This is a genomic window from Thauera sp. JM12B12 (genome assembly GCF_039614725.1).
Taxonomy (GTDB): Bacteria; Pseudomonadota; Gammaproteobacteria; order Burkholderiales; family Rhodocyclaceae; genus Thauera.
In genome coordinates this window covers 1,424,267-1,451,103 of the sequence record NZ_CP154859.1, presented here as the reverse complement: position 1 = coordinate 1,451,103, position 26,837 = coordinate 1,424,267, and the positions used below count along the sequence as shown (strand labels likewise).

At 69.2% G+C, this 26,837-nt stretch carries 18 protein-coding genes and 2 tRNA genes; 10 read left to right on the top strand and 10 right to left on the bottom strand.

The annotated features are described in order from the left end of the window. Positions 1-71: 71 nt before the first annotated feature. The 5 genes from AAG895_RS06410 to AAG895_RS06390 all read right to left on the bottom strand — a co-directional run bounded on the left by AAG895_RS06410 (position 72) and on the right by AAG895_RS06390 (position 8,244). Entirely contained in the window at positions 72-2,255 is a 2,184-nt protein-coding gene (locus AAG895_RS06410; RefSeq protein ID WP_345794685.1) for a malate synthase G, read from the bottom strand. A 163-nt stretch (positions 2,256-2,418) separates the two neighbouring features. Further along, a complete protein-coding gene (locus AAG895_RS06405; RefSeq protein WP_345794684.1) occupies positions 2,419-3,621 on the bottom strand; it encodes an osmoprotectant NAGGN system M42 family peptidase in 1,203 nt (400 codons plus the stop codon). Between the two features lie 50 nt (positions 3,622-3,671). After that, positions 3,672-5,426, bottom strand: a complete 1,755-nt coding sequence (gene ngg / locus AAG895_RS06400; protein WP_345794683.1) for an N-acetylglutaminylglutamine synthetase — start codon at positions 5,424-5,426, stop codon at positions 3,672-3,674. Between the two features lie 12 nt (positions 5,427-5,438). Further along, positions 5,439-7,211 carry an N-acetylglutaminylglutamine amidotransferase gene (locus tag AAG895_RS06395; RefSeq protein ID WP_345794682.1) on the bottom strand — a complete coding sequence of 591 codons (1,773 nt, stop codon included), beginning with the start codon at positions 7,209-7,211 and terminating at the stop codon, positions 5,439-5,441. Positions 7,212-7,353: 142 nt separating this feature from the next. Continuing rightward, a complete protein-coding gene (locus AAG895_RS06390) occupies positions 7,354-8,244 on the bottom strand; it encodes a DMT family transporter (protein WP_345794681.1) in 891 nt (296 codons plus the stop codon). A gap of 291 nt (positions 8,245-8,535) precedes the next feature. On the opposite strand from AAG895_RS06390, the gene AAG895_RS06385 reads away from it, so the two are divergent. The 4 genes from AAG895_RS06385 (at position 8,536) to AAG895_RS06370 (ending at position 12,361) form a co-directional block, all read left to right on the top strand. Further along, the gene (locus tag AAG895_RS06385; RefSeq protein ID WP_345794680.1) at positions 8,536-10,047 is read left to right on the top strand and encodes a methylmalonyl-CoA carboxytransferase subunit 5S; all 1,512 of its coding nucleotides are present in this window, start codon (positions 8,536-8,538) and stop codon (positions 10,045-10,047) included. A 65-nt stretch (positions 10,048-10,112) separates the two neighbouring features. Next, positions 10,113-11,651: an acyl-CoA carboxylase subunit beta gene (locus tag AAG895_RS06380; protein ID WP_345795241.1), complete on the top strand. Its 1,539-nt coding sequence runs from the start codon at positions 10,113-10,115 to the stop codon at positions 11,649-11,651. A 10-nt stretch (positions 11,652-11,661) separates the two neighbouring features. Then, positions 11,662-11,961, top strand: coding sequence for a hypothetical protein (locus AAG895_RS06375; protein ID WP_345794679.1), 300 nt, complete (start codon positions 11,662-11,664; stop codon positions 11,959-11,961). Between the two features lie 13 nt (positions 11,962-11,974). Continuing rightward, positions 11,975-12,361, top strand: coding sequence for an acetyl-CoA carboxylase biotin carboxyl carrier protein subunit (locus AAG895_RS06370; protein ID WP_345794678.1), 387 nt, complete (start codon positions 11,975-11,977; stop codon positions 12,359-12,361). Positions 12,362-12,421: 60 nt separating this feature from the next. On the opposite strand, the gene AAG895_RS06365 is transcribed toward AAG895_RS06370, so the two are convergent. Further along, positions 12,422-12,498 (bottom strand) — tRNA-Met (locus AAG895_RS06365). Between the two features lie 77 nt (positions 12,499-12,575). Further along, positions 12,576-12,651 (bottom strand) — tRNA-Thr (locus AAG895_RS06360). Positions 12,652-12,762: 111 nt separating this feature from the next. On the opposite strand from AAG895_RS06360, the gene AAG895_RS06355 reads away from it, so the two are divergent. After that, complete coding sequence (locus AAG895_RS06355; RefSeq protein WP_345794677.1) at positions 12,763-12,921, top strand: hypothetical protein; 159 nt, start codon at positions 12,763-12,765, stop codon at positions 12,919-12,921. 23 nt (positions 12,922-12,944) lie between these two features. Here the strand turns inward: AAG895_RS06355 and AAG895_RS06350 are convergent, their stop codons facing one another. Beyond that, positions 12,945-13,310 (bottom strand): ProQ/FinO family protein, encoded by a 366-nt coding sequence (locus tag AAG895_RS06350; RefSeq protein WP_345795240.1) that lies wholly within the window; start codon positions 13,308-13,310, stop codon positions 12,945-12,947. A 315-nt stretch (positions 13,311-13,625) separates the two neighbouring features. On the opposite strand from AAG895_RS06350, the gene AAG895_RS06345 reads away from it, so the two are divergent. Both AAG895_RS06345 and AAG895_RS06340 read left to right on the top strand, forming a co-directional pair. After that, entirely contained in the window at positions 13,626-13,958 is a 333-nt protein-coding gene (locus AAG895_RS06345) for a hypothetical protein (protein WP_345794676.1), read from the top strand. A gap of 215 nt (positions 13,959-14,173) precedes the next feature. After that, a complete protein-coding gene (locus tag AAG895_RS06340) occupies positions 14,174-16,054 on the top strand; it encodes a GGDEF domain-containing protein (RefSeq protein ID WP_345794675.1) in 1,881 nt (626 codons plus the stop codon). Positions 16,055-16,165: 111 nt separating this feature from the next. Here AAG895_RS06340 and AAG895_RS06335 read toward each other — a convergent pair whose 3' ends face one another. Both AAG895_RS06335 and AAG895_RS06330 read right to left on the bottom strand, forming a co-directional pair. Further along, positions 16,166-16,498 carry a DUF5710 domain-containing protein gene (locus tag AAG895_RS06335; RefSeq protein ID WP_345794674.1) on the bottom strand — a complete coding sequence of 111 codons (333 nt, stop codon included), beginning with the start codon at positions 16,496-16,498 and terminating at the stop codon, positions 16,166-16,168. A 133-nt stretch (positions 16,499-16,631) separates the two neighbouring features. Next, complete coding sequence (locus AAG895_RS06330) at positions 16,632-21,785, bottom strand: RecQ family ATP-dependent DNA helicase (protein WP_345794673.1); 5,154 nt, start codon at positions 21,783-21,785, stop codon at positions 16,632-16,634. A 335-nt stretch (positions 21,786-22,120) separates the two neighbouring features. On the opposite strand from AAG895_RS06330, the gene AAG895_RS06325 reads away from it, so the two are divergent. From AAG895_RS06325 to AAG895_RS06315, 3 genes are all read left to right on the top strand, one after another. Beyond that, positions 22,121-22,819, top strand: coding sequence for an alpha/beta hydrolase (locus AAG895_RS06325; RefSeq protein ID WP_345794672.1), 699 nt, complete (start codon positions 22,121-22,123; stop codon positions 22,817-22,819). A 33-nt stretch (positions 22,820-22,852) separates the two neighbouring features. Next, complete coding sequence (locus AAG895_RS06320; RefSeq protein WP_345794671.1) at positions 22,853-23,737, top strand: pirin family protein; 885 nt, start codon at positions 22,853-22,855, stop codon at positions 23,735-23,737. 249 nt (positions 23,738-23,986) lie between these two features. Continuing rightward, entirely contained in the window at positions 23,987-26,746 is a 2,760-nt protein-coding gene (locus tag AAG895_RS06315) for a hypothetical protein (RefSeq protein WP_345794670.1), read from the top strand. Positions 26,747-26,837: the final 91 nt, after the last annotated feature.

Genomic DNA, 26,837 nt, shown 5'->3' with positions numbered 1-26,837 from the left:
CGCCCCTTTTTTGCTGTCATGCCCGCGGGCAGCACGGTCACCCGGGCCGTGCTGCCCTCGCCCGCGCGGGCTCAGGCGCCGAACTTGGCCTTGAACTGCTGGCGGTAACGGTGAAGCAAGGGCTCGGTGTAGCCGCTGGGCTGTGCGCAGCCCTCGAAGATCAGCGCGCGTGCGGCCTCGTAAGCAACCGAGTCGCCGAGGTTCGGCGCCATCGGGCGGTACAGCGGATCACCCGCATTCTGAGCGTCGACAACCGCGGCCATGCGCTGGAGCGTAGCCTCGACCTGCTCGGCCGACACCACGCCATGGCGCAGCCAGTTGGCGATGTGCTGGCTGGAGATGCGCAGCGTGGCGCGGTCTTCCATGAGACCGACGTCGTTGATGTCCGGCACCTTCGAGCAACCGACGCCCTGCTCGACCCAGCGCACGACGTAGCCGAGGATGCCCTGACAGTTGTTGTCGAGTTCCTGCTGGCGTTCGGCCTCGCTCCACGCGGCCTGCTCCACGACCGGAATGGTCAGCAGGTCGTCGAGCAGCGCCTCGGCTTCCTTGTCGAGGTCGAGCTTCTCGATCTCCTGCTGGACCGCCGCAACGCTGACCTGGTGGTAGTGCAGCGCGTGCAGGGTGGCGGCAGTGGGCGAAGGCACCCAGGCGGTGTTGGCGCCGGCCTTGGGGTGGGCGACCTTCTGCTCGAGCATCGCGGCCATCAGGTCGGGCATCGCCCACATGCCCTTGCCGATCTGGGCGCGGCCGCGCAGGCCGGCGGCGAGGCCGATGAGCACGTTGCGGCGCTCGTAGGCGGCGATCCACTTGCTGTTCTTGATGTCGCCCTTGCGCATCATCGGGCCGGCTTCCATCGCGGTGTGCATCTCGTCGCCGGTGCGGTCGAGGAAGCCGGTATTGATGAACGCCACGCGCGCCGGCGCGGCGGCGATGCAGGCGCGCAGGTTCACGCTGGTGCGTCGCTCCTCGTCCATGATGCCGAGCTTGACGGTGTTGGCGGGCAGGCCGAGCAGCTGCTCGACGCGGGTGAAGAGCTCGTCGGCGAAGGCCACCTCGGCCGGCCCGTGCATCTTGGGCTTGACGATGTAGATGGAGCCCTTGCGCGAGTTGCCGCGGCGCTCGAGGTCGCGCTTGGCGATCAGGGTCGTGACCACCGCGTCCATGACGCCCTCGGGGATCTCCTTGCCCTCGCCCCACAGGATGGCGGGGTTGGTCATCAGGTGGCCGACGTTGCGCACGAAAAGCAGCGCCCGGCCGTGGAGCTTCACCGGCTTGCCGTCCGCGCCGGTGTACTCGCGGTCGGCGTTCAGACGGCGGGTCATCGCCTTGCCGCCCTTGTCGAAGGTGTCTTCCAGGGTGCCGTTCATCAGGCCGAGCCAATTGCGATAGACCACGACCTTGTCGTCGGCGTCCACCGCGGCCACCGAGTCCTCGCAGTCCATGATGGTCGACAGCGCCGCTTCCATCAGCAGGTCGTTCACGCCGGCGGCGTCGGTCTTGCCGATCGCGCCGTTGCGGTCGACCTGGATCTCGATGTGCAGGCCATTGTTCTTCAGCAGCACGGCCGACGGCGCGGCGGCATCGCCCTGGAAACCGACAAACTTCTCGGGCTGCTGCAGGCCGACGGACGAGCCGCTCTGCAGCTTCACCATCAGCTTGCCGCCCTCGACCGCGTAGCCCACGGCCTCCGTATGCGAGGCACCGGCAAGCGGCGCAGCCTGGTCGAGCACGTTGCGCGCGAAGGCGATGACCTTTGCGCCACGCACCGGGTTGTAGCCCTTGGTCAGCTCGGCGCCGTCCTTCTGCGGGATGGCGTCGGTGCCGTAGAGCGCGTCGTACAGCGAGCCCCAGCGCGCGTTGGCGGCGTTGAGCGCGTAGCGCGCGTTCATCACCGGCACCACCAGCTGCGGGCCGGCCTGAACGGCAAGCTCGTCGTCCACGTTGGCCGTGGTGGCCTTGGCACCGGCGGGCACGGGCAGCAGGTAGCCGACCGAGGCAAGGAAGGCCTTGTAGGCAGCCATGTCCTTGACCGGGCCGGGGTTGGCGCGATGCCAGGCGTCAAGCTCGGCCTGCAGGCGATCGCGCTCGGCGAGCAGTGCAGCGTTCTTCGGCGCGAGATCATGTACCAGCGCGTCGAAGCCCGCCCAGAATGCCGCGGCATCGACGCCGCTGCCCGGCAGGGCCTCTTCTTCAATGAAACGCTTCAGGTTGGCGGCCACTTCGAGGCGCTGGCACTTCACTCGTTGGGTCATGTTCGGGGCTCTCTGGCTAGGTGATGACAGGCACGCGCCGTCACAGCGGCGCACAACCGAAGGAGGATGCTACCGAGCAAGCGGACAAGTCAAGACGGCAGGACAAAAGTCCTCTATAAGACATGAGCGATATCGTACGATCCGCATGGCCGGAAACCTCGCTTCAGCGCAGCCTCGACAGGAAGGAGCCAGGCTCGGGCAGCGGCGTGTTCGGCACCGTCATGTCGCCGGGGCAAAGCTGCTCTGTGAAGCCGTCCAGCGAGCCCATCGAGCGGCAGTCGCGGCGCGCCACCGGCTCGCTGATCATGTACGCGATGACGAGCCGGGTCAGCGCCTCGAGCGCGTCACGATGAGTGCGCTCCTGGGCGTGCGAGGCGTCGGCACCGAAGCCGACCAGGGCGGTGCGGATGTCGTTGCCCGCCTCCACCGCGGCGGCCGAGTCCGAGCGGTAGTAGCGGAAGATGTCGCGCCGATGGGCGATGCCGTGCTCCCTGGCGAGCGCGATCAGCTTGTGGGTGAGGTGGTAGTCGAAGGGGCCGGACATGTCCTGCATGCAGATCGTGGCGGCATGCTCCGAGGTGTTTTGCCCGGGGGCGGCGATCGAGATGTCCAGGCTCAGCATTTCGGCGATCTCGCCGTGCAGTGCGGCCGATGCGCCGGAGCCGATCTCCTCGGTGATGGTGAGCAGCGGGTGCACATCGACCGGCAGCGCGAGGCCGTGGTCGCGGACTGCCTTGCAGGCGGTCAGCAAGGCGGCCACCGCAGCCTTGTCGTCGAGGTAGCGCGAGTTGATGTAGCCATCGGGCTGGATCTCGGGCTGGGGATCGAAGGCGATCCAGTCGCCGACCGCGAGCCCCGCCGCCTCGAGCGCGGCGCGGTCCTCGGCCGGCAGATCCACCCGCACCTCGACGTGTTCCCAGCCCACCGGCTGGGTGTCGATCTCGCCGCCGAACGCGTGGCCCGAAGTCTTGAGCGGCAGGCAGGTGCCACGCACCTGGCCGTGGTCGGTGAAGATGGTGAGCCGCCCGCCCTCGGCGAAACGCGCCGACCAGTGGCCGATGGGCACGATCTCCAGGCGCCCGTTCGGCTTCAGCGACTTCACCATCGCCCCCAGCGTGTCGAGGTGGGCCACCACCGCGCGCGCGGGCTGCGCGGCCTGGCCCTTGAGCGTGGCGCGGATCGCCCCGCGGCGGGTGATCTCGTACGGGATGCCGAGCGCCTCGAAGCGCCCCGCGGTGTAGCGCACCGCCGCGTCGGTGAGGCCGACCGGGCTGGGGATCGCGAGCAGTTGCAGCATCGTCTCCTCCAGGTAGGCGTAGTCGATCGGCGGCAGGGTCATGATCGGGTTCGCGATCGGATCATTCATGTCGCGCGCTCCTTGTTCGTGGGTCGTTGTTGGCGTGGATGCTGCCCCGCTCATGCCGCGACCGCGCGCGAGCGCGGGAAGAGCAGGTCGATGAAGCGCTCGGCGGTGGGCTGGGGCTCGTGGTTGGCGAGACCCGGGCGCTCGTTGGCCTCGATGATCACGTACTCGGGCGCGTCGACCGCGGGAACGAGGAAATCCAGCCCCGTCACCGGGATGTCGAGCGCGCGCGCGGCCTTCTCCGCGGCCTCGCGCAGCACCGGATGCAGCTCCGCGGTGACGTCATGGATGGTGCCGCCGGTGTGCAGGTTGGCGGTGTTGCGCACCTGCAGGCGCTGCTCGGGCTGCGGCACGGCGTCGAGCGTGAGGCCCTGCGCGCCGACGCAGCGCACGGTCTCGGCGTCGAGCGGGATGCGCGACTCGCCACCGGTGGCGGCCGCGCGCCGGCGGCTCTGGCGCTCGATGAGCTCGCGCACCGTGCTGCGCCCGTCGCCCACCACCACCGGCGGTCGCCGCACCGCCGCGGCCACGACCTGGTAGTCGATGACGACGATGCGCAGATCCTCGCCCTTGCAGAACTGCTCGACGATGACGCGATCGCAGAACTGGCGCGCGCGCTCGATCGCCGCGCGCACGTCCTCGGCGCTGCGCAGATCGACGCTGATGCCCTTGCCCTGCTCGCCCTCGACCGGCTTGACCACCACCGCGCCGAGCTCGGCGAACAGCGTCTGCCAGCCGGCCTCGTCATCGGCATCGGCCTGGCGCGGCACCGCGAGCCCCTCGCCCGCAAGCAGCTTCAGGGTCACGCGCTTGTCCTGACAGCGGCTCATCGCCACCGCGCTGGTGAGCTCGGACAGCGACTCGCGGCAGACGATGCTGCGCCCGCCCAGGGTAAGGCGGAAGTAGCCGTTCGCGGCGTCGATCACCTCGGCGTGGATGCCGCGCCGGATCGCCTCGTCGACGAGCAGGCGGGCATAGGGATTGAGATCCTGCAGCGCCTCGCCGCCGCCGATGAACAGCGGCTCGTTGATCGCGTTGCGGCGCTTGACCGCGAACGCGGGGATGCGCTGGAAGCCGAGCTTGTCGTAGAGCGCGATCGCCTGCTCGTTGTCATGCAGCACCGACACGTCCATCCACTCGCGCCCGCGCGCCTGGTAGTGCTCGGCCAGATAGCGCACCAGCGCCTCGCCCACGCCCGGATGCTCGGCCTGCGGCGCCACCGCCAGCGCCCACAGGCTGGCGCCGTGCTGCGGATCGGCGAAGGCCTCGACATGGTCAAGACCCATCGCCACGCCGATCACCTCGCCGCTGGCGCGGTCCTCGGCAAGCGCGTACGTGATCGCCCGGCTGGCGCGGGCCTTCCAGACCGCCTGCGCATCCACCGGCACCATCCGACGCGCGCGGTAGAGCACGTTGATCGCCGCCACATCCGCGCGCGTACGCAGCCGGCGCAGCGTGAAGCCGCTGCGCCCGGCGCGCTGCGAGCGCCCGCGAAAGGTGGCGAGGTTGAGCCGGAAGGCCTCGGAAGGGTCGAGGAAGAGCTGCTGCGGCGCGTGCGCCACGACCACGTGCGGCTTCTCGACGTAAAAGGCGATGTCGCGCTGGCCGGGGCGCTCGGCGAGCAGGGCCTCGGCCAGGCTCGCGGCATCGCGCCAGGTCTGCGCCGGCAGCAGTCGCCCCCAGCCGCATTCGATGACGACGTCGGTGGGCGCGCCTGCCGGCTCGGGCTGACCGGCAGGCCGATGCACGGCCAGCTGCGCGCTGCGCTGCTCGGCGCGCAGGGCGCGCGCGATGTGCTTGCGGATCATGGTGCCTTGTCCTCAGCCCACATGGGTCTGCAGCCACCACTCCAGCAGCCCGAGCTGCCAGAGCTTGGAACCACGCAGCGGCGTGATGTGGGCGGACGGGTCGGCGAGCAGCATGTCGACGTAGTCCTGGCGGAACAGCCCGCGCTCGCGCGCCGAACGGCTGGACAGCGCGTCGCGCACGCGCTCGAGCACCGGGCCCTGCAGGTACTTGAGCGCGGGCACCGGAAAGTAGCCCTTGGGACGGTCGATCACCGCGCCGGGGATCACCTTGCGCGCCGCTTCCTTCAGCACGCCCTTGCCGCCGTGCGCGAGCTTGTGGCGCGCCGGGATGCGCGCGGCGAGCTCGACCAGCTCGTGATCGAGGAAGGGCACGCGCGCCTCCAGCCCGAAGGCCATGGTCATGTTGTCCACGCGCTTCACGGGGTCGTCGACCAGCATCACCGTGGTATCCAGGCGCAGCGCCTTCTCCACCGGATCGTCCGCACCCGGGGCGTTGAAGCTCGCGGCGACGAAGGCCGCACTCGCATCCACGCCGTGCCACCGCGGATTAACGGTGCGCAGGTATTCCTCGTAGTCGCGGTCGCGGAAAGCCGCCAGATAATCGGCCACCGGGTCGGCGCTGCCGGCGAGCTTCGGGTACCAGTGATAGCCGCCGAACACCTCGTCCGCGCCCTGCCCGCTCTGCACCACCTTGCTGTGCCGGCTCACCGCCTCGGAGAGCAGATAGAAGCCGATGCAGTCGTGGCTCACCATGGGTTCGTTCATCGCCGCCACCGCCTCGGGCAGGCGGGTGAGCAGTTCCTGCTCTGGCACGAAGATGCGTTCGTGCACCGTGCCGAATTCCCGCGCGACGATGTCGGCGTATTCGAACTCGTTGCCCTTCTCGCCGCCGACATCGGCGAAGCCGACGTTGTAGGTGCGCAGATCCTTGACCCCGGCCTCGGCCATCAGGCCGACGATGAGGCTGGAGTCCACCCCGCCCGACAGCAAGGCACCCACCGGCACGTCCGCCACCAGGCGGCGCCTGACCGCGGAGCGCAGGCCGTCGAGCAGGATCTCGGTCCAATCCTCGAAGCTGCGTGACTCGTCGGCGGCGTCGCGGGCGTAGTCCAGCGCCCAGAAGCTGCGCTCGCTGCGCCAGCCATCGGGCTCGATGCGCATCAGCGTGCCCGGGGCGAGCTTGCGCACGCCGGCCAGCAGCGTGTGCGGCGCCGGCACCACGGCGTGGAAGGAAAGGTAGTGATTGAGCGCCGCCGGATCGATCGTGGTGTCGACCCCACCCGCCGCCAGCAGCGCCGGCAAGGCGGATGCGAAGCGCAGCCCGCCCTCGATCGGCGCGTAATACAGCGGCTTGATGCCCAGCCGGTCGCGGCCGAGCAGCACGCGGCCACTGTCGCGCTCCCAGATCGCGAATGCGAACATGCCGTTGAGCCGGGTGACGAAGTCCTCGCCCCAGGCGTGGTAGGCCTTGAGCAGCACCTCGGTGTCGCCGTGGGAGTAGAAGCGGTAGCCCTTGGCCTCGAGCTCGCGGCGCAGCTCGGGGTGGTTGTAGACGGCGCCGTTGAACACGATGCCCAGGCCGAGCTCGGGATCGACCATGGGCTGCTGCGCCGATTCGGACAGGTCCATGATCTTCAGCCGGCGGTGGCCCCAGGCCTGCGCGCCCTGCGCGAACACGCCGCCGTTGTCCGGCCCGCGCGCCTGCTGCTGCGCGTTCATCCGCGCCAGCGCCGCGAGGTCGGGGGTGTTGCCGTCGAATCTCAACTCACCTGCAATTCCGCACATTGAACTTCCTGTCTGGTTAGCGAGCCTCCATTCTACCAAACTATATTTGTGCAAATTTTTAACGGCGCGGGAACGGGCTTTTGCATCCCGCACTGCGCGCGCTCAGGCGCCGGTTCGTCGGCCGATGAACGAACCCGGGGAATCAGCGTGGCTGGCGCATCGTGAGCGCGATACCACCCAGCACGAGCGTCATGCCCACATAGTGGAACCAGGCCGGAGACTCCCCGAGCAGCAGCGTAGACAGGATCGCGGCAAACACCGGCTGCAGGTGGATGAACAAGGATCCGACCGAAGGTCCCACCGCGATCACGCCCGCATTGAAGCAGACGAATCCGAGAAAGGCCGCGATCACGCCCGCATAGAGGATGCCGGCCACCGAGCCGGCATGCAGAACCACCGAACGCCCGCTCGACAGCTCCCACGCATACATCGGCGCCATCACCAGCAGCCCGACGAAGACGAAGGCGGCAAGCTGGAGCATCGGATGCACACCCTTCGGCCGCCACTGCAAGCCGACCGTGTAGATGCTCCAGGTCAGCACGGCGACCAGCATCCACAGGTCACCCGTGTTGAGCTCGAGCGCCAGCAGCGTGTCGAGGCTGCCACGTGCGATCAACGTCACCACGCCGAGCAGCGACACGCCGACGCCGACCGCCTCCGGACGCGTGAGTCGCTTACCGAGAAAGGCGAAGGCAAGCGCGATCGTGGCCACCGGGATGAAGGAGTTGAGCAGGGTCGCACTGGTCGCCGTGGTGTATTGCACCGCAACGTAGGAGAAGGTGTTGTAGAAGCCGACACCGAAGATGCCGAGGAAAACCACCTGCTTCCAGGCCGCCCGCAGCAGCGGCCACTGCGACCTGAAATGCGGCCAGGCCAGCGGCAGCACGCAGGCAAACGCGACCACCCAGCGCCAGAACGCAAGCGCGACCGGCGGCAGGTCGGCGCGCAGGCCACGGCTCATGACCATGTTGCCGGCCCAGAACAGGGACGCGAGCACGAGGAGCAGGTAGGGGTTGAAGCGGGCTTGGTTCATTGCAGCTTGCTCGGCGACGGATTTCGGCCCGTGATTGTCTTTGTAATCCATGCTCAGATAAACCCCATTCCCTGAGCAGCAATGTTCGTGGATTCGCAACAATGCTCCGATGCCCCGGCGACACCTCGCCCCGCGCCTGCGAGCGTGCCCACCTGCACGTCGCACGCAAATTGATTGACACAGATCATGCATGCAACGCGCCGCGGGCATATAGTTGCAGTGCACAAATAACGACGCAGCCGCGCCACCGACCGCATCAACACGGCGCGACGCCCCTGCACAGGCCCCCAAATGAAACGCACCATCGACGTCACCGAACTCGCCCTGCGCGACGCGCACCAGAGCCTGCTCGCCACCCGCATGGCACTCGAGGACATGGTCCCCGCCTGCGCCGACATCGATCGCGCCGGCTACTGGTCTGTCGAGTGCTGGGGCGGCGCCACCTTCGACGCCTGCATCCGCTTCCTCAACGAAGACCCCTGGGAACGCCTGCGCACCTTCCGCCGCCTGCTGCCGAACTCGCGCCTGCAGATGCTGCTGCGCGGGCAGAACCTGCTCGGCTACCGCCACTACCAGGACATGGTGGTGGACCGTTTCGTCGACAAGGCCGCCGAAAACGGCATGGACGTATTCCGCGTCTTCGACGCCCTCAACGACATCCGCAACCTGCAGCGCGCCATCACCGCCGTGCGCCGCACCGGCAAGCACGCCCAGGGCACGATCTGCTACACCGTGAGCCCGCTCCACACCGTAGAGGGCTTCGTGAACATGGCCGAGCGCCTGGTCGAGCTCGGCTGCGACTCGATCTGCCTCAAGGACATGGCCGCGCTGCTCAAGCCGCAGCCCGCCTACGATATCGTCAGGGGTATCAAGGAACGCTGCGGCGCCGGCGTGCGGGTGCATGTGCACACCCATGCCACCACCGGCGTCACCCTGGTGAGCCTGATGAAGGCGATCGAGGCCGGCGCCGACTGCGTGGACACCGCGATCAGCTCGCTCAGCCTCGGCCCCGGCCACAACCCCACCGAAAGCCTGGTCGAGATGCTCGAGGGCACCGGCTTCGAGGCCCGCCTCGACAAGGACTGCCTGCGCCGCGTGCGCGACCACTTCGCCAGCGTTCGCCCGCGCTACGCCGAGTTCATGTCCAACATCCACGGCGTGGACACCGACATCTTCGACAGCCAGATCCCCGGCGGCATGATCTCCAACATGGAGAGCCAGCTGAAGCAGCAGAACGCGGCACACCGCCTCAAGGAGGTGCTGATCGAGGTGCCGCGCGTGCGCGAGGACGCCGGCTTCCCGCCGCTGGTCACGCCATCGAGCCAGATCGTCGGCACGCAGGCCGTGTTCAACGTGATGATGGGGCGCTACAAGGCGATGTCCGGCGAGTTCGCCGACCTCATGCTCGGCTATTACGGCCAGGCGCCGGGCGCCCGCGACCCCGAGGTCGTCGCCCTTGCCGAGCGCCAGGGCGGCAAGCAGCCCATCGACTGCCGCCCCGCCGACCTGCTGCAGCCAGAATGGCAATCCCTGCGCGAGAGCACGCTCGCCCTGCCGGGCAGCGATGGCAGTGACGAGGACGTGCTGACCCACGCCATGTTCCCGCAGGTCGCCCCGAAGTTCTTCGCCAGCCGCGCGGAGGGACCGAAGAATCTCGGCAAGACCGCGCCCCCCGCAGCGCCTGGCAGCGCCCCGGGACCCAGCGCCAATGCGGCCGCTGCCGCGCCGCTGCACGCTACGGTCAGCTACGACGTGACCCTGAACGGACGCTCGCATCGCGTCTCGGTCACACCGGTGGGCTGATGCCCACCACCGCCCCCCGTCCGGACGCGCGCCCCAAGGGAATCCAGGAGCCCCCCATGAACACCATGCAGGACAAGATCGCCGATCTGCAGCGTCGCCGCGCTGCCGCCGAGCTCGGCGGCGGCGCCGACCGCCTCGACAGGCAACGCAAGGCCGGCAGGCTGAGCGCGCGCGAACGCATCGGCGCGCTCGTCGACCCCGACAGCTTCGACGAGACCGGCCTCTTTGCCGCACACCGTGGCACCCTGTTCGGCATGGCGGACAAGACCCTGCCCGCCGACGGCGTGGTGACCGGCGCGGCCGCCGTCGGCGGTCGCCTGATCCACCTCGCCAGCCAGGACTTCACCGTCGCCGGGGGCTCGGCCGGCGAGGTCCATTGCGGCAAGGTCGCCGACATCATGCACATGGCGCTCAAGACCGGCTCGCCCTTCGTCTTCATCAACGATTCGGGTGGCGCGCGCGTGCAGGAGGGCATCGATGCGCTGTCCGGCTACGGCAAGGTATTTCACGCCAACGTGCTGCTCTCGGGCGTGGTGCCGCAGATCTCGCTGATCTGCGGCCCGTGTGCGGGTGGCGCCGCCTACAGCCCCGCGCTCACCGACTTCATCATCCAGACCCGCCAGGCACAACTCTTCATCACCGGACCACAGGTCATCAAGCAGGTCACGGGCGAGACCGTGACCGCCGAGCAACTCGGCGGACCGGACGCCCACATGCGCCACTCCGGGGTGATCCACTTCATCGCCGAGGACGACCGCCACGCCGTGCTCCTGTGCCAGAAGCTGCTGAGCTTCCTGCCCGGCAACAACCTGGAAGATCCGCCGCAGATCGAGGGCGACCGCCGCGTCGAGCCCAACCCGGCGCTCGAGGCACTGGTGCCTGCGGAGGCGCGCCAGGGCTACGACGTGCGCACGGTGATCGCCGGCATCGTCGATTTCGGCGACTTCCTCGAGGTGCAGGCGGGACACGCGCAGAACATCGTCATCGGCTTCGCGCGCGTGAGCGGCGGAACCATCGGCATCGTCGCCAACCAGCCGCTCGTACAGGCGGGCGTGATCGACATCGACGCCTCCGACAAGGCCGCGCGCTTCATCCGCTTCTGCAATGCCTTCAACATCCCGCTCGTCACCTTCGTCGACGTGCCCGGATTCCTGCCCGGCCTCGCGCAGGAGTACGGCGGCATCATCCGCCACGGCGCCAAACTGCTGTTCGCCTACTCCTCGGCCACCGTGCCCAAGATCACCGTGATCCTGCGCAAGGCCTACGGCGGCGCCTATGTGGCGATGTGCAGCAAGGACCTCGGCGCCGACCGCGTGTTCGCCTGGCCGACCGCCGAGATCGCGGTGATGGGCGCCGAAGGCGCAGCCGAGATCGTGTTCCACAAGGAGATCGACGAGGCCGAAGATCCGGACGAGCGACGCCGGGCCCTCATCCACGAATACCGGGAGACGTTCTCCAACCCATACGTCGCCGCCGAACGCCGCCTGGTCGACGCCGTGATCGAGCCTGCCCAGACGCGCCGCCACGTCGCCCAGGCGCTCGAGTACCTGCGCACCAAGCGCGAGCCGCGGCCGCACAAGAAGCACGGACTGATGCCCTTGTAAGGACAGCGCGATGACCGATCATGACAGACTGCTGCAGGTGATCGAAGCCCTGCGCGCCGAAGTGCGCGCGCTCGGCGGACGCATCGCCACGCTCGAATCGCGTCTCGCCGATGTGGCGCAGGCGCCGGAACCGGCCGGCCGCCCGCCCGAGGCCGACGCCGTGAGCGAAGAGGAAATGCTCGCCATCTCGGCTGCGATCGCCGCCTTCCTGGGCGTCCGCGCCCACATCCGCCAAGTGCGCTTGGTGCATTCGGCCACCTGGGCCCAGGTCGGACGCGTGCACATCCAGGCGTCGCACCGCGTGCATTGAGAGGAATTTCGCCGTGAAACTCAGGATCACCCTCAACGGCAAGACCTTCGACGTCGATGTCGAGGTCGCCGAAACCGACAACGCCAACCTGCCCCCCGCCTATCCGGTGGGTTCGGCGGTGCTGCCCGGCAGTGTCGCCAGCGCCCCACCCACACCTGTGGCGAGCGACGGCGCGGACGCCGAGGAAGACAAGGTATGCCGTAGCCCGGTGTCGGGTATCGTCGTGCGCCTGATCGCGCAACCGGGCCAGCAACTGCAGGTCGGCGACGCGCTGATGGTGCTCGAGGCCATGAAGATGGAGACCAACATCACCGCTCCCATTGCGGGCCGCATTGCCACCTTCCACGTTGCCAGGGGCGACAATGTTCAGGCGGGGCAGGTCGTGGTGAGCTTCGACTGACGCGATCGGCGCGCAGAAAAGCAGAACGCCAATCCCGAGGGATTGGCGTTCTGCTTTGTTTGGTTGCGGGGGCAGGATTTGAACCTGCGACCTTCGGGTTATGAGCCCGACGAGCTGCCAGACTGCTCCACCCCGCGTCGGAGAAACGAAACTATATACAAGGCGCTGCTGAAAATCAAGGTTTTTTCTGCGTCGCACAAGAAACTTCGAAATCTGGTGCCGGCAAGAGGAGTCGAACCCCCGACCTTCGCATTACAAGTGCGCTGCTCTACCAACTGAGCTATGCCGGCAACGGGCGCCGATTATAGCGCATGCCCGGCTGTTGGGCGGCACGCGACAGCTTGCGCGCACACCTGTTTTTATATACAGTTCTTCACACAGTACAAACAGTGGAGGGCAGCATGGAATCGCGCACCAGCAAGAGCCTCATGGCACTCGGCCTGCTGGCCGGCCTCATGATCGGCACCGGCCACATTGGCGGCGGGCTCGCCGTAGCGGTCGCGGCGGGCGCCAGCGCCTGGATGACCCGCGCCGAGGCCGTCAAGCGCGACCTTCGCTGAGGCAGCCTCACGCCCCGCCAGGCTCAACGGCCGAACTTGCTGACCAGTTGGCGGAGCTTTTCCTCGCGGCGGCGCTCGGCTTCCTCGGCCTCGCGCTTCTCTCGCTGCTGCTTGGCGACGGCTGCAAAACGTTCCTTCAAGGTCGCCGCGGCATGTTCGCGCTGCTCGGCCGTCACCTCCCCGGCCGGATTTCCATCGAGGTCGAAGCGCTCGGTGCCTCGCTCGACCGCCTTCAGGTACTTGGTCGACGCCGTGTACATGCGCAACGCCACGCGCAGGTTCTTGCGGTCGAACGCCGGAAAGCGCGTCAGGATGGCCGCGTCGATCCTCAGCGCCAGCGGCTTGCAGTCGCGGAACGCGGGAGATTCGGCCTGGAGGTGCTTGAGCATGGCGCGCGGCTCGACGCGCGCGGGCGCGGTGTCGTGCTGCTCCGGGACGCCGGGCGCTTCGACGCCGGTATCGGCTTGATCAGGGGTCATTTCGGAGAGAACTCAGGTACGGTAGAGCGGGTCAATGTGGAGCGGATCATGGGAAACCGACGGCCCTCGGAGTCGACGCGACGCAGAACGGGGGAGTCGGATAACGGCGCTATTCTAACGCCGCGCCCGCGGCATCGTCGCCGGCACTGCCCATTTTGCCGACCGTCTCCGCGGGCGCATGGCGCGCCCGACGGGTGCAGCCCGCTATGTAACGAAGGAACAGCCATGGAAAAGCGTTGGAGGCGACTGCCCGGCTCCCGCACCGAACCCGCGGGCCTGGAACGCAAGGTGCTCGCGCGCCTGCCGATGATCACGCTTTTCGGCACGGCGGCATGCGTCTCGGTTTCCCTGCTGGCACGGCTGTTCTGGTGGGGCGACGCAAGCATGGACACCGCCCGCGCCTTGCAGATGATCGACATCTGGGTGCTCGCAGCGGTCGTGCTGCACTGGACGGTGGTATTCACGGTAGCGATCGGCGCCTTCATCGTCTTCGTGATGAAGGGTCCGGCGTATGTCGCCGACCGCTACGAGCTGCCGGACGAAGACGCCCCGCGTTGAACCGGCGCCGCGGCGAGCCGCTCGATCGTGACGGCCGCACTGGCCCGGGTCCCTCCTCGGCCTGAGGGCGGCCCTCGCCCCGACACCCAATTCCGCATGATCCATCCGTGATGCGCGGGACTCGGGCGCGCGTGCAGAATGGCACGCAGTCCCCGCTCGGCTCGTCCCTATAATGCCGCGAAGATCTTTTCGACCCGGCTTCGTCGACGACCATCATGCCCACGATCAGCAACCCCTCCGAGATTGCCCGCGAAACCCTGCGCCAGCTCGCGATGCGCCGGGTGGCACCCACACCCGACAACTACCGCAAGCTCTACCACGAGATCGCCGGCACACGACCCGACGACGACGCCCTGCCCGAAGCCTTCGTCCGCAAGCTCGCCAAGCGCCTGCCGCGCGACAACGCCGAACGCCAGCGCAACGCCCGCCAGCTCGACCAGGCCCTGACGGACGGCAAGATGAAGGCCGCCGAAACCGCGCTCGAGCGCTACCTCGAAGGCCTCAAGCTCGGCGAGCAGCCAGTCTGGAACGAGCTGATCGCCAGCTTGCTCCGGCAGTGGGAGGCCCGCCACACCGGCTGGACCACGGCGCGCAAGCGCGAATCGCTCGACCGCGTACTCAACGCGGCCGACCCCGCCACCCTCTACAGCCGGCTGCAGGGCTTGCTGCGCGGTTGGAGCCAGGGCGGCACCGAGGACGAAGCCCCCCGCGCGGAGGCCACCGAGGGGGCTCAAGGCGAGCGCGTCGATGCCACTGCCGGTGGCGCCGCGACGCGTACGGCGACCGCCCCTACGGCCAGCGCCACAACCGCCCCGGCCAGCGCCACGCAGGCCACGCCCCTGCCTCAGGCGCTTGCAGCCACCGGCGCCGAACTTGCCGACACCCTGCGCGAACTCCTGCGTCTGAGCCTGCGCAAGGCAGTCCCCGCGATGCTGCAGGAGCACCCCGAGCTGCTGGAAACGGCGACCGCCCTGTCGACGGAGCTCGACCTCCACGCGACCCCGGCAGCGCTGCGCGAGTTCGGCGAGCGCCTGCGCACGTTCGCGCGCGACATCGAGCTCGCTGCGGCCGATGACGCCGAGATCCACGCCGGCCTGCTCGAACTGCTGCGCCTGCTGCTTCGCAACATCGACGAGCTCGTGCTCGACGACCAGTGGCTCAGCGGCCAGATCGAGATGCTGCGCGAGGTCGTCGACAGCAAGCCGGATCCGCGCAAGATCGACGACGCCGGGCGCCGCCTCAAGGAGCTGATCTTCAAACAGGGGCAGCTCAAGCACACGCTTGTCGAAACCCAGCGTCACCTGCGCGACATGCTCGCCGGCTTCGTCGATCAGCTCGCGCGCTTCTCGGAGAGCACCGGCGCTTACCACGACCGCATCGGCACCTGCGCCCAGCGCATCGCCCAGGCGCGCGACATCACCGAGATCGGCCCCCTGCTCGACGAAGTGATGAACGAGACCCGCAGCATCCAGGAAGAGGCCCGACGCTCGCGCGACGAACTGCTCACGGCACGCCAGCAGGCAACCGAAGCCGAGCAGCGCATCGCCAGCCTGCAGGCCGAGCTCGAGGAAACCAGTCGCCTGATGCGCCACGACCAGCTCACCGGCGCGCTCAACCGCCGCGGGCTGGAGGAGATGTTCAAGACCGAGTCGGCGCGCGCGCAGCGCCGCGGCAGCCGGCTTGCCGTCGCCCTGCTCGACATCGACCACTTCAAGAAGCTCAACGACAGCCTCGGCCACAAGGCCGGCGACGATGCCCTCGTCCACCTGGCCAAGGTCGTGCGCCAGCACCTTCGCCCGCAGGACGTGCTGGCCCGCTTCGGCGGCGAGGAGTTCGTCATCCTCCTCCCCGAGACGGCCGAAACCGATGCCCAGCAGGCCCTCGTTCGCCTGCAGCGCGAACTCACGCGCGAGTTCTTCATGGCCGACCAGCAGAAGGTCGTCATCACGTTCAGCGCCGGTGTCACGCCGCTCGGCGAGGGCGAGGGCCTCGAGAGCGCGCTCAAGCGCGCGGACGGCGCCATGTACCAGGCCAAGCAGGCCGGCCGCAACCGGGTCATGACCGCAGCGCTGCCCCCTCGCGACGGCGCGAACTGAGACGCACGCGCCCGCGCCCTGCCCCTTCACGGGAGAAGGGCCCGGTGGCGGCCCCGCAGCTCATGAGGCCGCCAGCGCAGCACGCGCTGGTCGGCCTGGGTAGTGTTCTGATCAGCGCCCCGCCCGAGGCTCGGGCCAGGCCTCCAGCCGGCACTTGTCGCAGTCATCCCACGGCAGGCATTCACACACCCGCGGCAGCACAACGAAGCGGCTTCCCACCTGTACCTTCCCCTCGCTCGTCGCCTGCGCGGGCGGGCTGCGTCGCGGGGCGGGGCCGGATGGCGCCGCCACCGAGCCGTCATGCGGGGTGGGCTGCCAGCGCGAGAACGGGCCCAGATCGCGCCCAGCCTCGACGTACCACAGCTTGCGCGCCGCGTCCCAGCGCGCGCCGAGCTTCTTGGCCTGGTCTTTCTCGGCGAACGGAACCTTCAGGTTGTGGCGCATGGCGGCGGCTTGATCATCGGGGCGGGGCCGCATTATAGGCGATGCCTGCACAGGCCCCTGCGACCTCAGGCGCCTGTTGGATGACTCCTTCCGGTCCAGCGCGAGAAAGGCCGCGCGGCCGGGATGCTGCACATCAGGGCGCCGCCTCGAGCGGACCGCCACGCAGCCTGGGCACCACCACTTCCCATCGCTCGCACTTCACGCGGTCGATGTAGGCCGGCTCGGTCTCTTCCTTGTAGCGGACGACGATGCCGGCAACCTCGCAGCACGCGTGGTCCAGGGCGAGCCTGAAAGCCTTGGCCGTGCGTCCGACCTTGTTGCCGAGCAGATCGAACAGCGCGTAGCGATCACCGTCCGCGCGCAACACCAAGGGGTCGCCGGGCTCCAGTGCGGCGATCGCCGCATGCACCGGCGCACCGGCATGGTGTCGCCCGGCGAAGCCGATATCGACGTCGCCCAGGCTCAGCACCTGGTACTGCACATCCAGCGCCGGATCGTGCCTGCCTTCGAAGCGACGGAGCTGGGTGCATCCACCGAGCGCGGCGACGAAAGCGTTGCCGAGGTCGAACTCGCACAGCGTCAGCGTCTCCTCCGCGCGAGTCATGCCGACGTAGTAGAGCCTGCGGGTCTCGTCCAGCTGCTCGGATGAAGCCTCCCAGTTTCCATCCAGCAGGACGACATGGCGGAACTCCAGCCCCTTGGCCGCATGCACCGTGCCGAGGAAGAGCCCCGGGCGCGGCTGCTGGCGGATCTCGCGCGCGTAGTCGAAGAGCCAGTCGATCACCGTCGCGGGCGCAAGCTGGCACTCGCCGTATTCGCCGCCGAGCTGCGCGCAGGCCGTGGCGAAGAACGCCTGCCAGATCGGATCGGCGATGCGCTCGCGGGCGATCTCGGCCACTGCGGCAGCCGTGAGCGCAGACGCGCCGAGGCCGCGCAGATGCGCGACCAGACCAACGAAGGGGCGCTGCCGGGTGAGCGGCAGGCCGCTCTGCTTGTCGGCGGCGAGGAAGTACGAGATGTCCTCGCGCTCGCACAAGGCCTGCACCGGCCACAGGTAGCGGTGGCTGCGCGCCAGCACGGCGAGTCCCTGCCAGTCGTCGCGTTCCTCCAGCGCGCGCAGCCGCTCGAGCTCGGCCACCACCGCCTGGGCTTGCAGGTTGCCGCACGGACGGTCGGCCCCGGCAACGCGCAGCCTCAGCACACTGCCGCGGCGCGCGGGGTCGAGCGCCTCCCACCTGCCCCCGGGTGGAACGGCCGCCCGCGCCGGGTCGATGCGGATCGGCTGCTCGGCCTTGAGCCGCGCGGCGTTGTGCGCGATCAGATGATTGGCTGCGACGATGATCGCCCGGCTGGAGCGGTAGTTCTCGACCAGGTAGCTGATCTGCGCGCCGAACGCCTCGCAGAAGCGCCCGATGTGGCGGTTGCTGCCGCCGCGCCACTGGTAGATGTTCTGGTCGTCGTCGCCGACGGCGAGGATGCACAGCTCGCCGTCCTGGTCATCGTGCCGCCCGGCGAGAGCGCTGACCAGCCGGTACTGGCGGTCGTCGATGTCCTGGTATTCGTCCACCAGGATGTAGCGATAGCCCTGCAGCAGGCGTTCGCGCAGATCGTCCTCGCCTTCCGCTGCTGCGCGGCCCTCGAGCAGTTCGGCGGCACGGTCGAGGACGGCGTCGAGCTCGCCCTCCTCCACCTTGTCACGGCGATCGAAGCTGGTGCCGGTGAGCCGCATCGCCATCGCGTGGTAGGTGAGCACGGTGATGCCGATCGCATCGTTGCCGACAAGGGCGAACAGGCGCTTGCGGATCTCGTTGGCGGCATGGCGGTTGAAGGTGAGCGCGATGATCGCCGCGGCCGGCACCCGCCGCACGCGCAGCAGATAGGCGATGCGATGCACCACCACCCGCGTCTTGCCCGAGCCCGGGCCGGCGAGGACGAGGCGGTTGCGGTCCTGGTGGTCAGTGACGATGGCCTTCTGCGTCGGGTTCAGCGCGTCGATGATCGCCTTCCACGAGCCCTCGCTGGTCGCCAGCTGCAGGATCTCCTCCTTGCCCGGGAAGTAGGCGCGCAGGAAGTCGTCCTTGCTGCGGGTGAAGTAGTGCATCACCAGCCTCAGGGCGTCGGCCATCTCGCGCAGCGCGACCTCGGCGTATTCGCGCATCACGTGCACCTGGATGCGGCGCTCGCGGTAGTGCTCGTCGAGGCGCTGGAAGTCGTCCTTCACGTAGCGCTGGCTCTGCTTGTCCGGGTTGATGTCGATCGTCATCGCCCGCCGCATCACCGTCATGCCGTGGTTGAGCGTCAGCACCTCCTGGTGGTGGAGGTAGAGCAACACGTGCTCCAGCGCCTTCAAGCGTTGCTCCGGCTTGATCGTCGCGGACAACTCCAGGTCCGCTTCGAGCAGGTGCTGCAGCTCGCCGAAGGTGGTGTGCACCAGCAGGTCCTTGCCGCGCTGCCCGGGTGGGAGCTTGCGGAGCAGGCAGGGCAGCACCGCCGCCGCGATGCGCCGCCGTTTGTCACCCAGCCCCTCGACCTGCGACCAGGTGTATCCACCCCGGATGCGCAGCTTGAGGTGCTCGCGATTCACCTGCCTGAGCTCGAAGCTGCTGCGCTGCTGGCTGTCGCCGTCGCGGTCGAGCGCCAGGCTGTGCAGCAGGCGCGACACATGCAGCGGCAGCAGCTCGGGCTGCTCGCAGCGCGCGCGCAGGGCGGCGGTGAGCGGCGTCAGATTCAAGTCCTGCCAGCGCCCATGGTCCGCATCGGGCGCCAGCTCGCGCAGGACCTTGAACAGCGCGCGCTCGAGCGCAAGGCAGTGCTCGAGGCGCTCGGTCGCCGCGCCCGCAATGCCGTGGCGGACGTAGAGCGTGAGTTGCGCATCGTTCTCGAGCAGGCCGAGCGCCTCGAGCTGCCGCAGCGCCGCGCTGACCTCCTCGCTGGTCTGCCCGGTCAGCAGCATCAGCTGGTCGGTGTTGACGCGTTCGTCGGCCTCGGCCGAGTAAAGGTAGTTCAGGATCGCACGGAACTCCTCGAGTCGGCGCTGCGGCAACCGCGCATGCTCGAGCCGCTTTGCCGCATCTTCCTCGGTCAGACACAGCTTCGCTGGAAACACCTTCGTGTGGTTCTCGTCGCGACGCAGGAACTGCCCGCGCTCGAGCCAGGCGATCGCGGTGACGACCTTGGTCTCGGCGTCGCGGTCGTCCGCCTCGAAGCTGGTCTGCACCGCCTCGTCCTGGAGGATCTCACCGGCCGTGATCACCACCTGCCCGCCCTTGCGTCGCGAGGCCTCGAAACGCAGTTTCTTGAGGATCTGCTGGATGTCCTTGTAGCTCAGCCGCGAGCGCTCGCCGAGCCCGAACTGGGTCTCGATGTCCTGCGGGTCGTAGAGCAGCACGCAGCGCGCGTCGTCCTGGTCACGCCCGGCGCGGCCGGCTTCCTGCAGGTAGTTCTCCAGCGAGCCGGGGATGTCGGCATGGATCACCAGGCGCACATCCGGCTTGTCCACGCCCATGCCGAAGGCGTTGGTGGCGACGATCACGCGCAGCTCGCCGCCGATGAAGTCGTCCTGGATGTCCTTCTTCTCGTGCGGCTGCAGCCCGGCGTGAAAGTGCTTGCAGGTCCAGTTCTGCCCGATGAGGAAATCGGCCAGCTCCTCCGCCTTCCTGCGGCTGGCGACGAAGACCACCGCGCCGCCCGCGCGATCGCCGAGCTCCTCGGCGAGCAAGGCGTGCGCGCGCGCGAACTTCTCCCCCGCGCTCACCGGGAAGACCTCGAAATGCAGGTTCGGCCGCTCGGGCGTGCCGATGAAGGACGCGAAGCGCACGCCGAGCTCGTCGAGGAAATGCTTGCGGATGTCGTCCAGCACGTCCTGCTTGGCGGTAGCGGTGAAGCAGCCGATCGGCGCCAGCGTGCCCGCGCCCGAGAACTCGCGGATGAAGCGCGCCGCGTACAGGTAGTCGGGGCGGAAGTCGTTGCCCCACTTCGACAGGCAGTGCGCCTCGTCGAAGATCCAGGCGCCGATCTGGCGGTTGGCGATCGCCTTGCGGAAGGCCGTGTTGCGGAACTGCTCGGGCGACACCAGCAGCATGCCGACGTCGCCCATCTGGATCTTCTCCAGCACGTCGGCGCGCTCGGGCATCGTCAGCAGGCCGTTCAGGGCGGCGGCGCACTGGACGTTGCGCGCGAGCAGGCCGTCCACCTGGTCCTTCATCAGCGACTGCAGGGGCGAGATGATCACCGTGAGGCTGCCATTGCGGTGGTAGCGGTTGAGCGCCGGCAGCTGATAGCAGATCGACTTGCCGCCCCCGGTGGCGAGCACCGCCAGCACCGACTCGCCGCGCATGCCGGCCAGCACGATGTCGTGCTGCATGCTGCCGCCGTCCGCCTCGTGGCGGAAATCATCGAAGCCGAAGTAGCGCTTCAGTTCCTGCCGGGGATCGTGCGTCGTGCGGCAGTAGCTGCAGGCGGGATCCTCGCAGGGGCGGTCGCGCAGCTCGGCGATCAGCCGGCCGACCTGCGGAAACTGATGGCGCACCCAGGCCGCGAGCACCGAATTGCCGCCCGACACCCGCAGCCAGGCAAGCACGTAGGCGAGCGGCCAATGCAGCGCGGGCGTGCGCAGGTCCTCGGTGACCAGGCTCGCCAGGCGGGTCCGGCACACCTTCAGTGCGCGCGCTAGCCCGGGATCGGTCTCCGCCAGCAAGGCCGGCAGACGGTCCGCGACCTCGTCGATCGCCAGCGGCATGCGCCGGGTCAGCGACAACATGAAGTTGCCCAGTCCCGGCCCCGTGCGCGGCGCGATCAGGGCCTGGTAGCACAGCAGTTCATCGGCGTTCGCCTCGAACAGCCGGTCGAATGCGAGCTGCTGGTCGGCGAACAGGGTCAGCGTCGAGCGGCAGTCCGACAGCGGCGAGTTCAGGCTGTCGCGGATCAGCTTGTAGTCCTTGATCAGCCGGTGATAGGGGTTCTGCGGAAAGGCCAGCGGCGACAGGCGCAGCGTGTCGATCGCCGGAAGCTGCAGCAGCGGCGAGTCCGGAGCAAGCGCGCGCAGCACCGGCAGGTCGTGGGCCAGCACGTTGTGCCCAAGCACGAAGCTCGCCCCGGCGCACATCGCATCGAGGCGCGCGAGCGCCGCATCGAGCCGAACCCCCGTGTCGAGCTCGAGCGTCTCGCCGGTGTCCGGGCGCAGCGCGCCGATCTTGATGATCCGCGGCCGCTCACCCTCCGCTTGCGGGACGGTCTCGAGGTCGAAGATCAGGCACTTGGGCTGTAGGGACTGGGGGGTCTGCGCCATCCGGAAATGGTGCGCGGGCCAGGGTATGGCCGACGCGAACTGCATGAGATCGTCGAGTGCGCCGCAGGCGGAAGGCAGGCGGGAAGTCGGGAAATGCCCGCGCCCGGCGGAACAGTGCGCATGATAGCGGCAATGCCTCCCCATGCCTTTGGCAACGGACTGCCAGTGCGCAACTATTCCACGCCTCGTGGGTTCATACTGCCTCAAGATTGAGCACACCCCGCACCCCGAGGGAGGACAAGGGGCGGCGCCCCTTATCCACAGGCTCGCCCACACCCCTGTCCCCACCCGCTGGGGAAAACCCCGACCCGCAACCCGAACTCACCGTGACCCGGATGACCGACGACACCGCCTTCACCCCCGACACCCCGCCGATCGAGATCGAGACCGGACCGAACCCGCAGTGGTCGATCATCTGGATGCACGGCCTGGGCGCCGACGGCAGCGACTTCGCGCCGATCGTCCCCGAGCTCGGCCTGCCCGCGGGGCTGGCGGCGAGGTTCATCTTCCCGCACGCGCCCTTCCGGCCGGTAACCTGCAACGGCGGCTACGTGATGCGCGCCTGGTACGACATCATCTCGCTGACGCCCGGCGCGCGGCAGATCGACGAGGCCGGCCTGCTCGAGTCGCGCGCCTTCGTCCGCCAGCTGATCGAGCGCGAAACGGCGCGCGGCATCCCGACCGAGCGCATCATCCTTGCCGGCTTCTCGCAGGGCGGCGCGGTCGCCTACCTGAGCGCGCTCACCCACCCGGCGCCGCTGGCGGGCGTCATCGCGCTGTCCACCTACATCCCGAGCGCGCGGCTGATCACCGCCGATCTCGCCGAAGCGAACCGCCAGATCCCGGTGTTTGCGGCGCACGGAACCGACGACGACGTGGTGTCGCTCGAACTCGGCGAGCAGGCGCTGGCGATGCTGCAGACGCTCGGCCTCGCGCCGGAATGGCGGACCTACGCCATGCCCCACTCGGTGTGCATGGCCGAGGTCGCCGACATCGGCGCATGGCTGAAACGCGTGCTGGGCGGAGCGCGCTGAGCCCTGCAACGCTGCCCAAGGAGGAAACCCCGCATGAACACGATCGTCCGCATCCAGCCCCGCAGCGCCGACCTCGGCGAGGGCATGCTCGTCCGCCGCGCCCTCCCCAGTCGCGAGCAGCGCATGATCGGCGCATGGTGCTTCCTCGACCATGCCGGCCCGGTGCAATTCGAGCCCGGCAAGGGCATGCACGTCGGCGCGCATCCGCACATCGGCCTGCAGACCTTCACCTGGCTGATCGAGGGCGAGGTGCTGCATCGCGACAGTCTGGGCAACGAGCAAGTCATCCGCCCCGGCCAGGTCAACCTGATGACCGCGGGTCATGGCATCGCCCACACCGAGGACTCCCTGCACGACGGCGCGCGCCTGCACGCGGCGCAGCTCTGGATCGCCCTGCCACCGGCGCACAAGGATTGCGCCCCGGCCTTCGACCACTACCCGGCGCTGCCGCAATGGCGCGAGGGCGGCGCCGAGCTGACCCTGCTCGCCGGCCGCCATGGCCCGCGGAGCGCGCCGGCGCGCATCCATTCGCCGCTGGTCGGCATCGACATCGCCTGCGACGCGGCGGACGTGCTCACGCTCGCACTCGACCCGGATTTCGAATACGGGCTGATGCCGCTCGTGGGCGAGGCGACGGTCGACGGCGAGCTCATCGGCACCGACGAGCTCGCCTACCTCGGCAAGGATCGGCGCAGCCTGCGTCTGGCCCTGCCGGCGGGCGGGCGCGCCCTGTTGCTGGGTGGCGTGCCGTTCGCGGAGCCGGTGCTGATGTGGTGGAACTTCGTCGGCCACAGCAAGGCCGACATCGCGCAGGCGCAGGCGGAGTGGGAACAGGGCGGTCCACGCTTCGGCCCGGTCGGCGACGGCCGGGCGCCGCGGCTCGTCGCACCGGCCATGCCGTGGCGCGCGGGCGACTGAGAGACCAGCGCCGACTCTGGAGCAGCCGCAGGCCCCTCGCTACCGGTGCCGCGCCTCGCGCAGGATCCACCACCTTGCCGCCGCCCCCCGCCGGCCTATATTGATATCAGGTCGAGCGTTCGATCCGGGTCACGGGCCACCCATGCGGGATGGACGCCACACCGTCAGGGGGGTCGCAAGATGTCTGCTGTCGCGCACGCTTCCCCGGACACGCCCTCAGGGCGCCGCGTTCTGGCTCTCGGCTTGCTGATGACCGGGTCCTTCTGGATCCAGTTCGTCGAGGCGCTCCCGGTCAGTCTCGATCTCACCTGGTTCCTGCCCGTGCTGGCAGGCTGGCTGGCCGCCCGGCACGGGGTCGGCGTGCTGCGCGCGTGGTGGCCGCTCGCGCTCCTTCCCGCGCTCGGGCTCACCCTCGATGCGGGCATCGGGCTCCGCTTCGGGGTCTCGAGCGCGACGCTGCTGCTCTCCCTGGCCGTCGCCGCGGCGGTCGACCAACGGTTCTCGATGCCACCGCCCGGGCGCTGGCTGCGCGGCGACACGGCCCTTCCGGCGATCGCCGGGTTCTGCCTGCTGGTGGTCGCCGCGCTCGACCTCGCGCCATGGCGGGTGATCTCGCCACCCGGCGAACTCCGGGTCAATCTCCTCGCGATTCCGGCCATCCTCATCCTGCTCCTTGCCATCCGCTGGGAGGCACTGGCAGGTGCGGTGTGGACGGAGCGCCCGCGGCGCGCCGTCGGTGCCCTCGCTATCCTGGGTGCGGCCCTGGTCCTGGCGGGGCTGGCGAGCACGGGCTCGGTCCAGCTCGGATCCGCGAGCATCCGTTTCGGCAACTACAGCCTCTCCAGCTTCGTCCCGATCGCCTGCTTCGGCCTCGCCGTGCTCGGCTGTTGCCGTCCGCGCACCCTCGTCGCCATGCTGTTCGCCGGCCTGCTCATCGATCGCCTGTTCGCGCTCGCCATCGGGGAGTCGCTCGAGCACAGCGTCACGGTGGCGGAATGGTCGCGCCTCGGGTGGGATGTCCTGCTCGGGAGCCTCGCGGCAGTCTTCGCCGGCCGCCTGTTCCGAGCCTTCATGGCACCCGGCGCCCGCGGCCTGCCGGACGCCAGGGCCGTCGCACGGCTCGCGCTGGCCTGGATCGGGATCCTGCTGATCACGCCCCTGCTGACACGCTTCACCGTACCGTCCTACGGGGCCGCCCTGTGGCTGGTGGCGGCGATTTCGTTCACCGCAGGCACCCACTGGCGCGCGCGCAGCCTGGTCTTCGTACCGCCCCTGCTGATGGTGGCATGGCTGTCCGCCGCGGCGATTGCGCCCGCAGGGCTGGGCGGCGGAGCCTCCGGTCCGCTCGCGACCATCGGCCTCGTCAGCTTCCCGTTCGCCTTCTGCGGCACCTTCCTTGCGATCGGTCGCGAGCTCGCGCCGTTCGATGCGCGGCACGGCGATCCGGTCGCGACGCCCCCCGCGGCTTCGGGCACCGTCGCGCTGATCGACGTGTCGCCCCTTGCGGAGATCGTCGAGCAGGTCGACCGCTCGGCGACCTGGCGCTCCTTCCTTGTCGCCGCCGCGCCCTTCGTGGTGCTGTGGCAGCTCGTCGAGGTATACGGCACGCAGCGTTTCGTCGAGCAGGCATCGGAGGCCTTCGGCGGCGAACCGCTGCTCGAGGACTGGCACTACGCGGTCGGGGCCCTGCTCGCGCTCACGCCACTCGGCTTCGCCTTCTGGGACTGGCTGGACAGGCAGGACCGCTTCCGGCTGCTGGCGCTGGTCAGCGGATGCGCCATCGGCTCGCTGGCGTGGCAGCTCTTCGGCGGGCTGCTCGGCTACGGCCTGCTGGAGATGATCGACGAGTCCGGCGACGAGCCGCTCGCGATCGTGGGCGTCTTCGCCTGTCTGCTGCTATGGCTCGGGTCCGGTCTGCTGGCGGGCAACGACCGCAGGAGTGCGCGCCCCGTCTTCCTGGGCCTCTCCGCCGCCCTCGTCGCAGCGGCGCTTGCCGGAATCGTCTGGCTCTGGATGGAGGGCGACCGCGATCTGACGGAGCTACTCGGCACCCTGGCCGCGCTGGTCGCCCTCGCCTTCGTCTGCCTTGCGCTGGCCCGCTTCGTCCGTCTGCGGCTGCTGCTGGCCGGCGACCGGCCACGGGAGCTTCTGTTCGGCGCGCTCCGCGACCAGGGCTTCTGGGTCCGCATGGCCGCCGCATCGGGCCTGCCGTCGTCATCGTGGCGGCTTGACGCGCTGAAGAACCCCGCTTTCTGGGCCCTGTTCCTGGCGCGCTTCGTCGTCTACACGGGCGGCGTGCTCGCGCGCTCGCGGGCCCTCATCGGCGCATTCGTGATCGTGCTCGGCCATGCGCTCTTCCACATCGGCAAACGCCTGAGCGCACGCGAGATGTGGCGCCCGGCCTTGGCCTCCGCGCCGGATCGCCCGATCCTTTTCCTGCGCGGCTTCGATGACGATCAGTGCAGCTTCCGGCGGCGTCCCTGGGACCTGCCCGCGCGCTGGCTGGATCTGTGGTCCTTCCGCCAGAACCTGGACGAGGCGCTGGTCGACGAGCTCGCGCAGTTCGGGCCGGTGATCGCGCTCGGCCGGCCGGGCGACAAGCGCACGCCCTTCGGCGCGCAGCGCCATTACTCGGACCACGCAGACTGGCAGCAGACCCTGGCCGCTGCCGCCCGCGCGGCCCAGGCCATCGTGCTGGTGGCGAGCGACTCGCCGGGGGTGAAATGGGAGTATGAACTCCTGAAGAACGAGGCCATGCTCGACAAGGTGCTGCTGGTGTTCCGGCCCGACCCCTCGCACATGGCGGCCAACCGTCACGCGGCCGAATGGTTCGACGACGCCGCCGGCGCAACGATCGACGAGGCGATTGCCGCCGGCCTGCAGCCGGTAGGCCTGCGGCGCGATCGCGGGCGGCCCCTCATGACCGCGGCGATGACCGCGAGCGCTGCGGCCAGCGTGCTCTCGCTCCGCTTGCACTTCCTTGGGGCCGCACGCCAGCGCAGCCCTTGAGCCCCCGCGCAGCCACGGCCGCGGGCAGACGCGTCGCCTCCCGCGCCATGATCATCCCCGGCGACACGGCTGTCGGCGTGGTGGCGGCCGC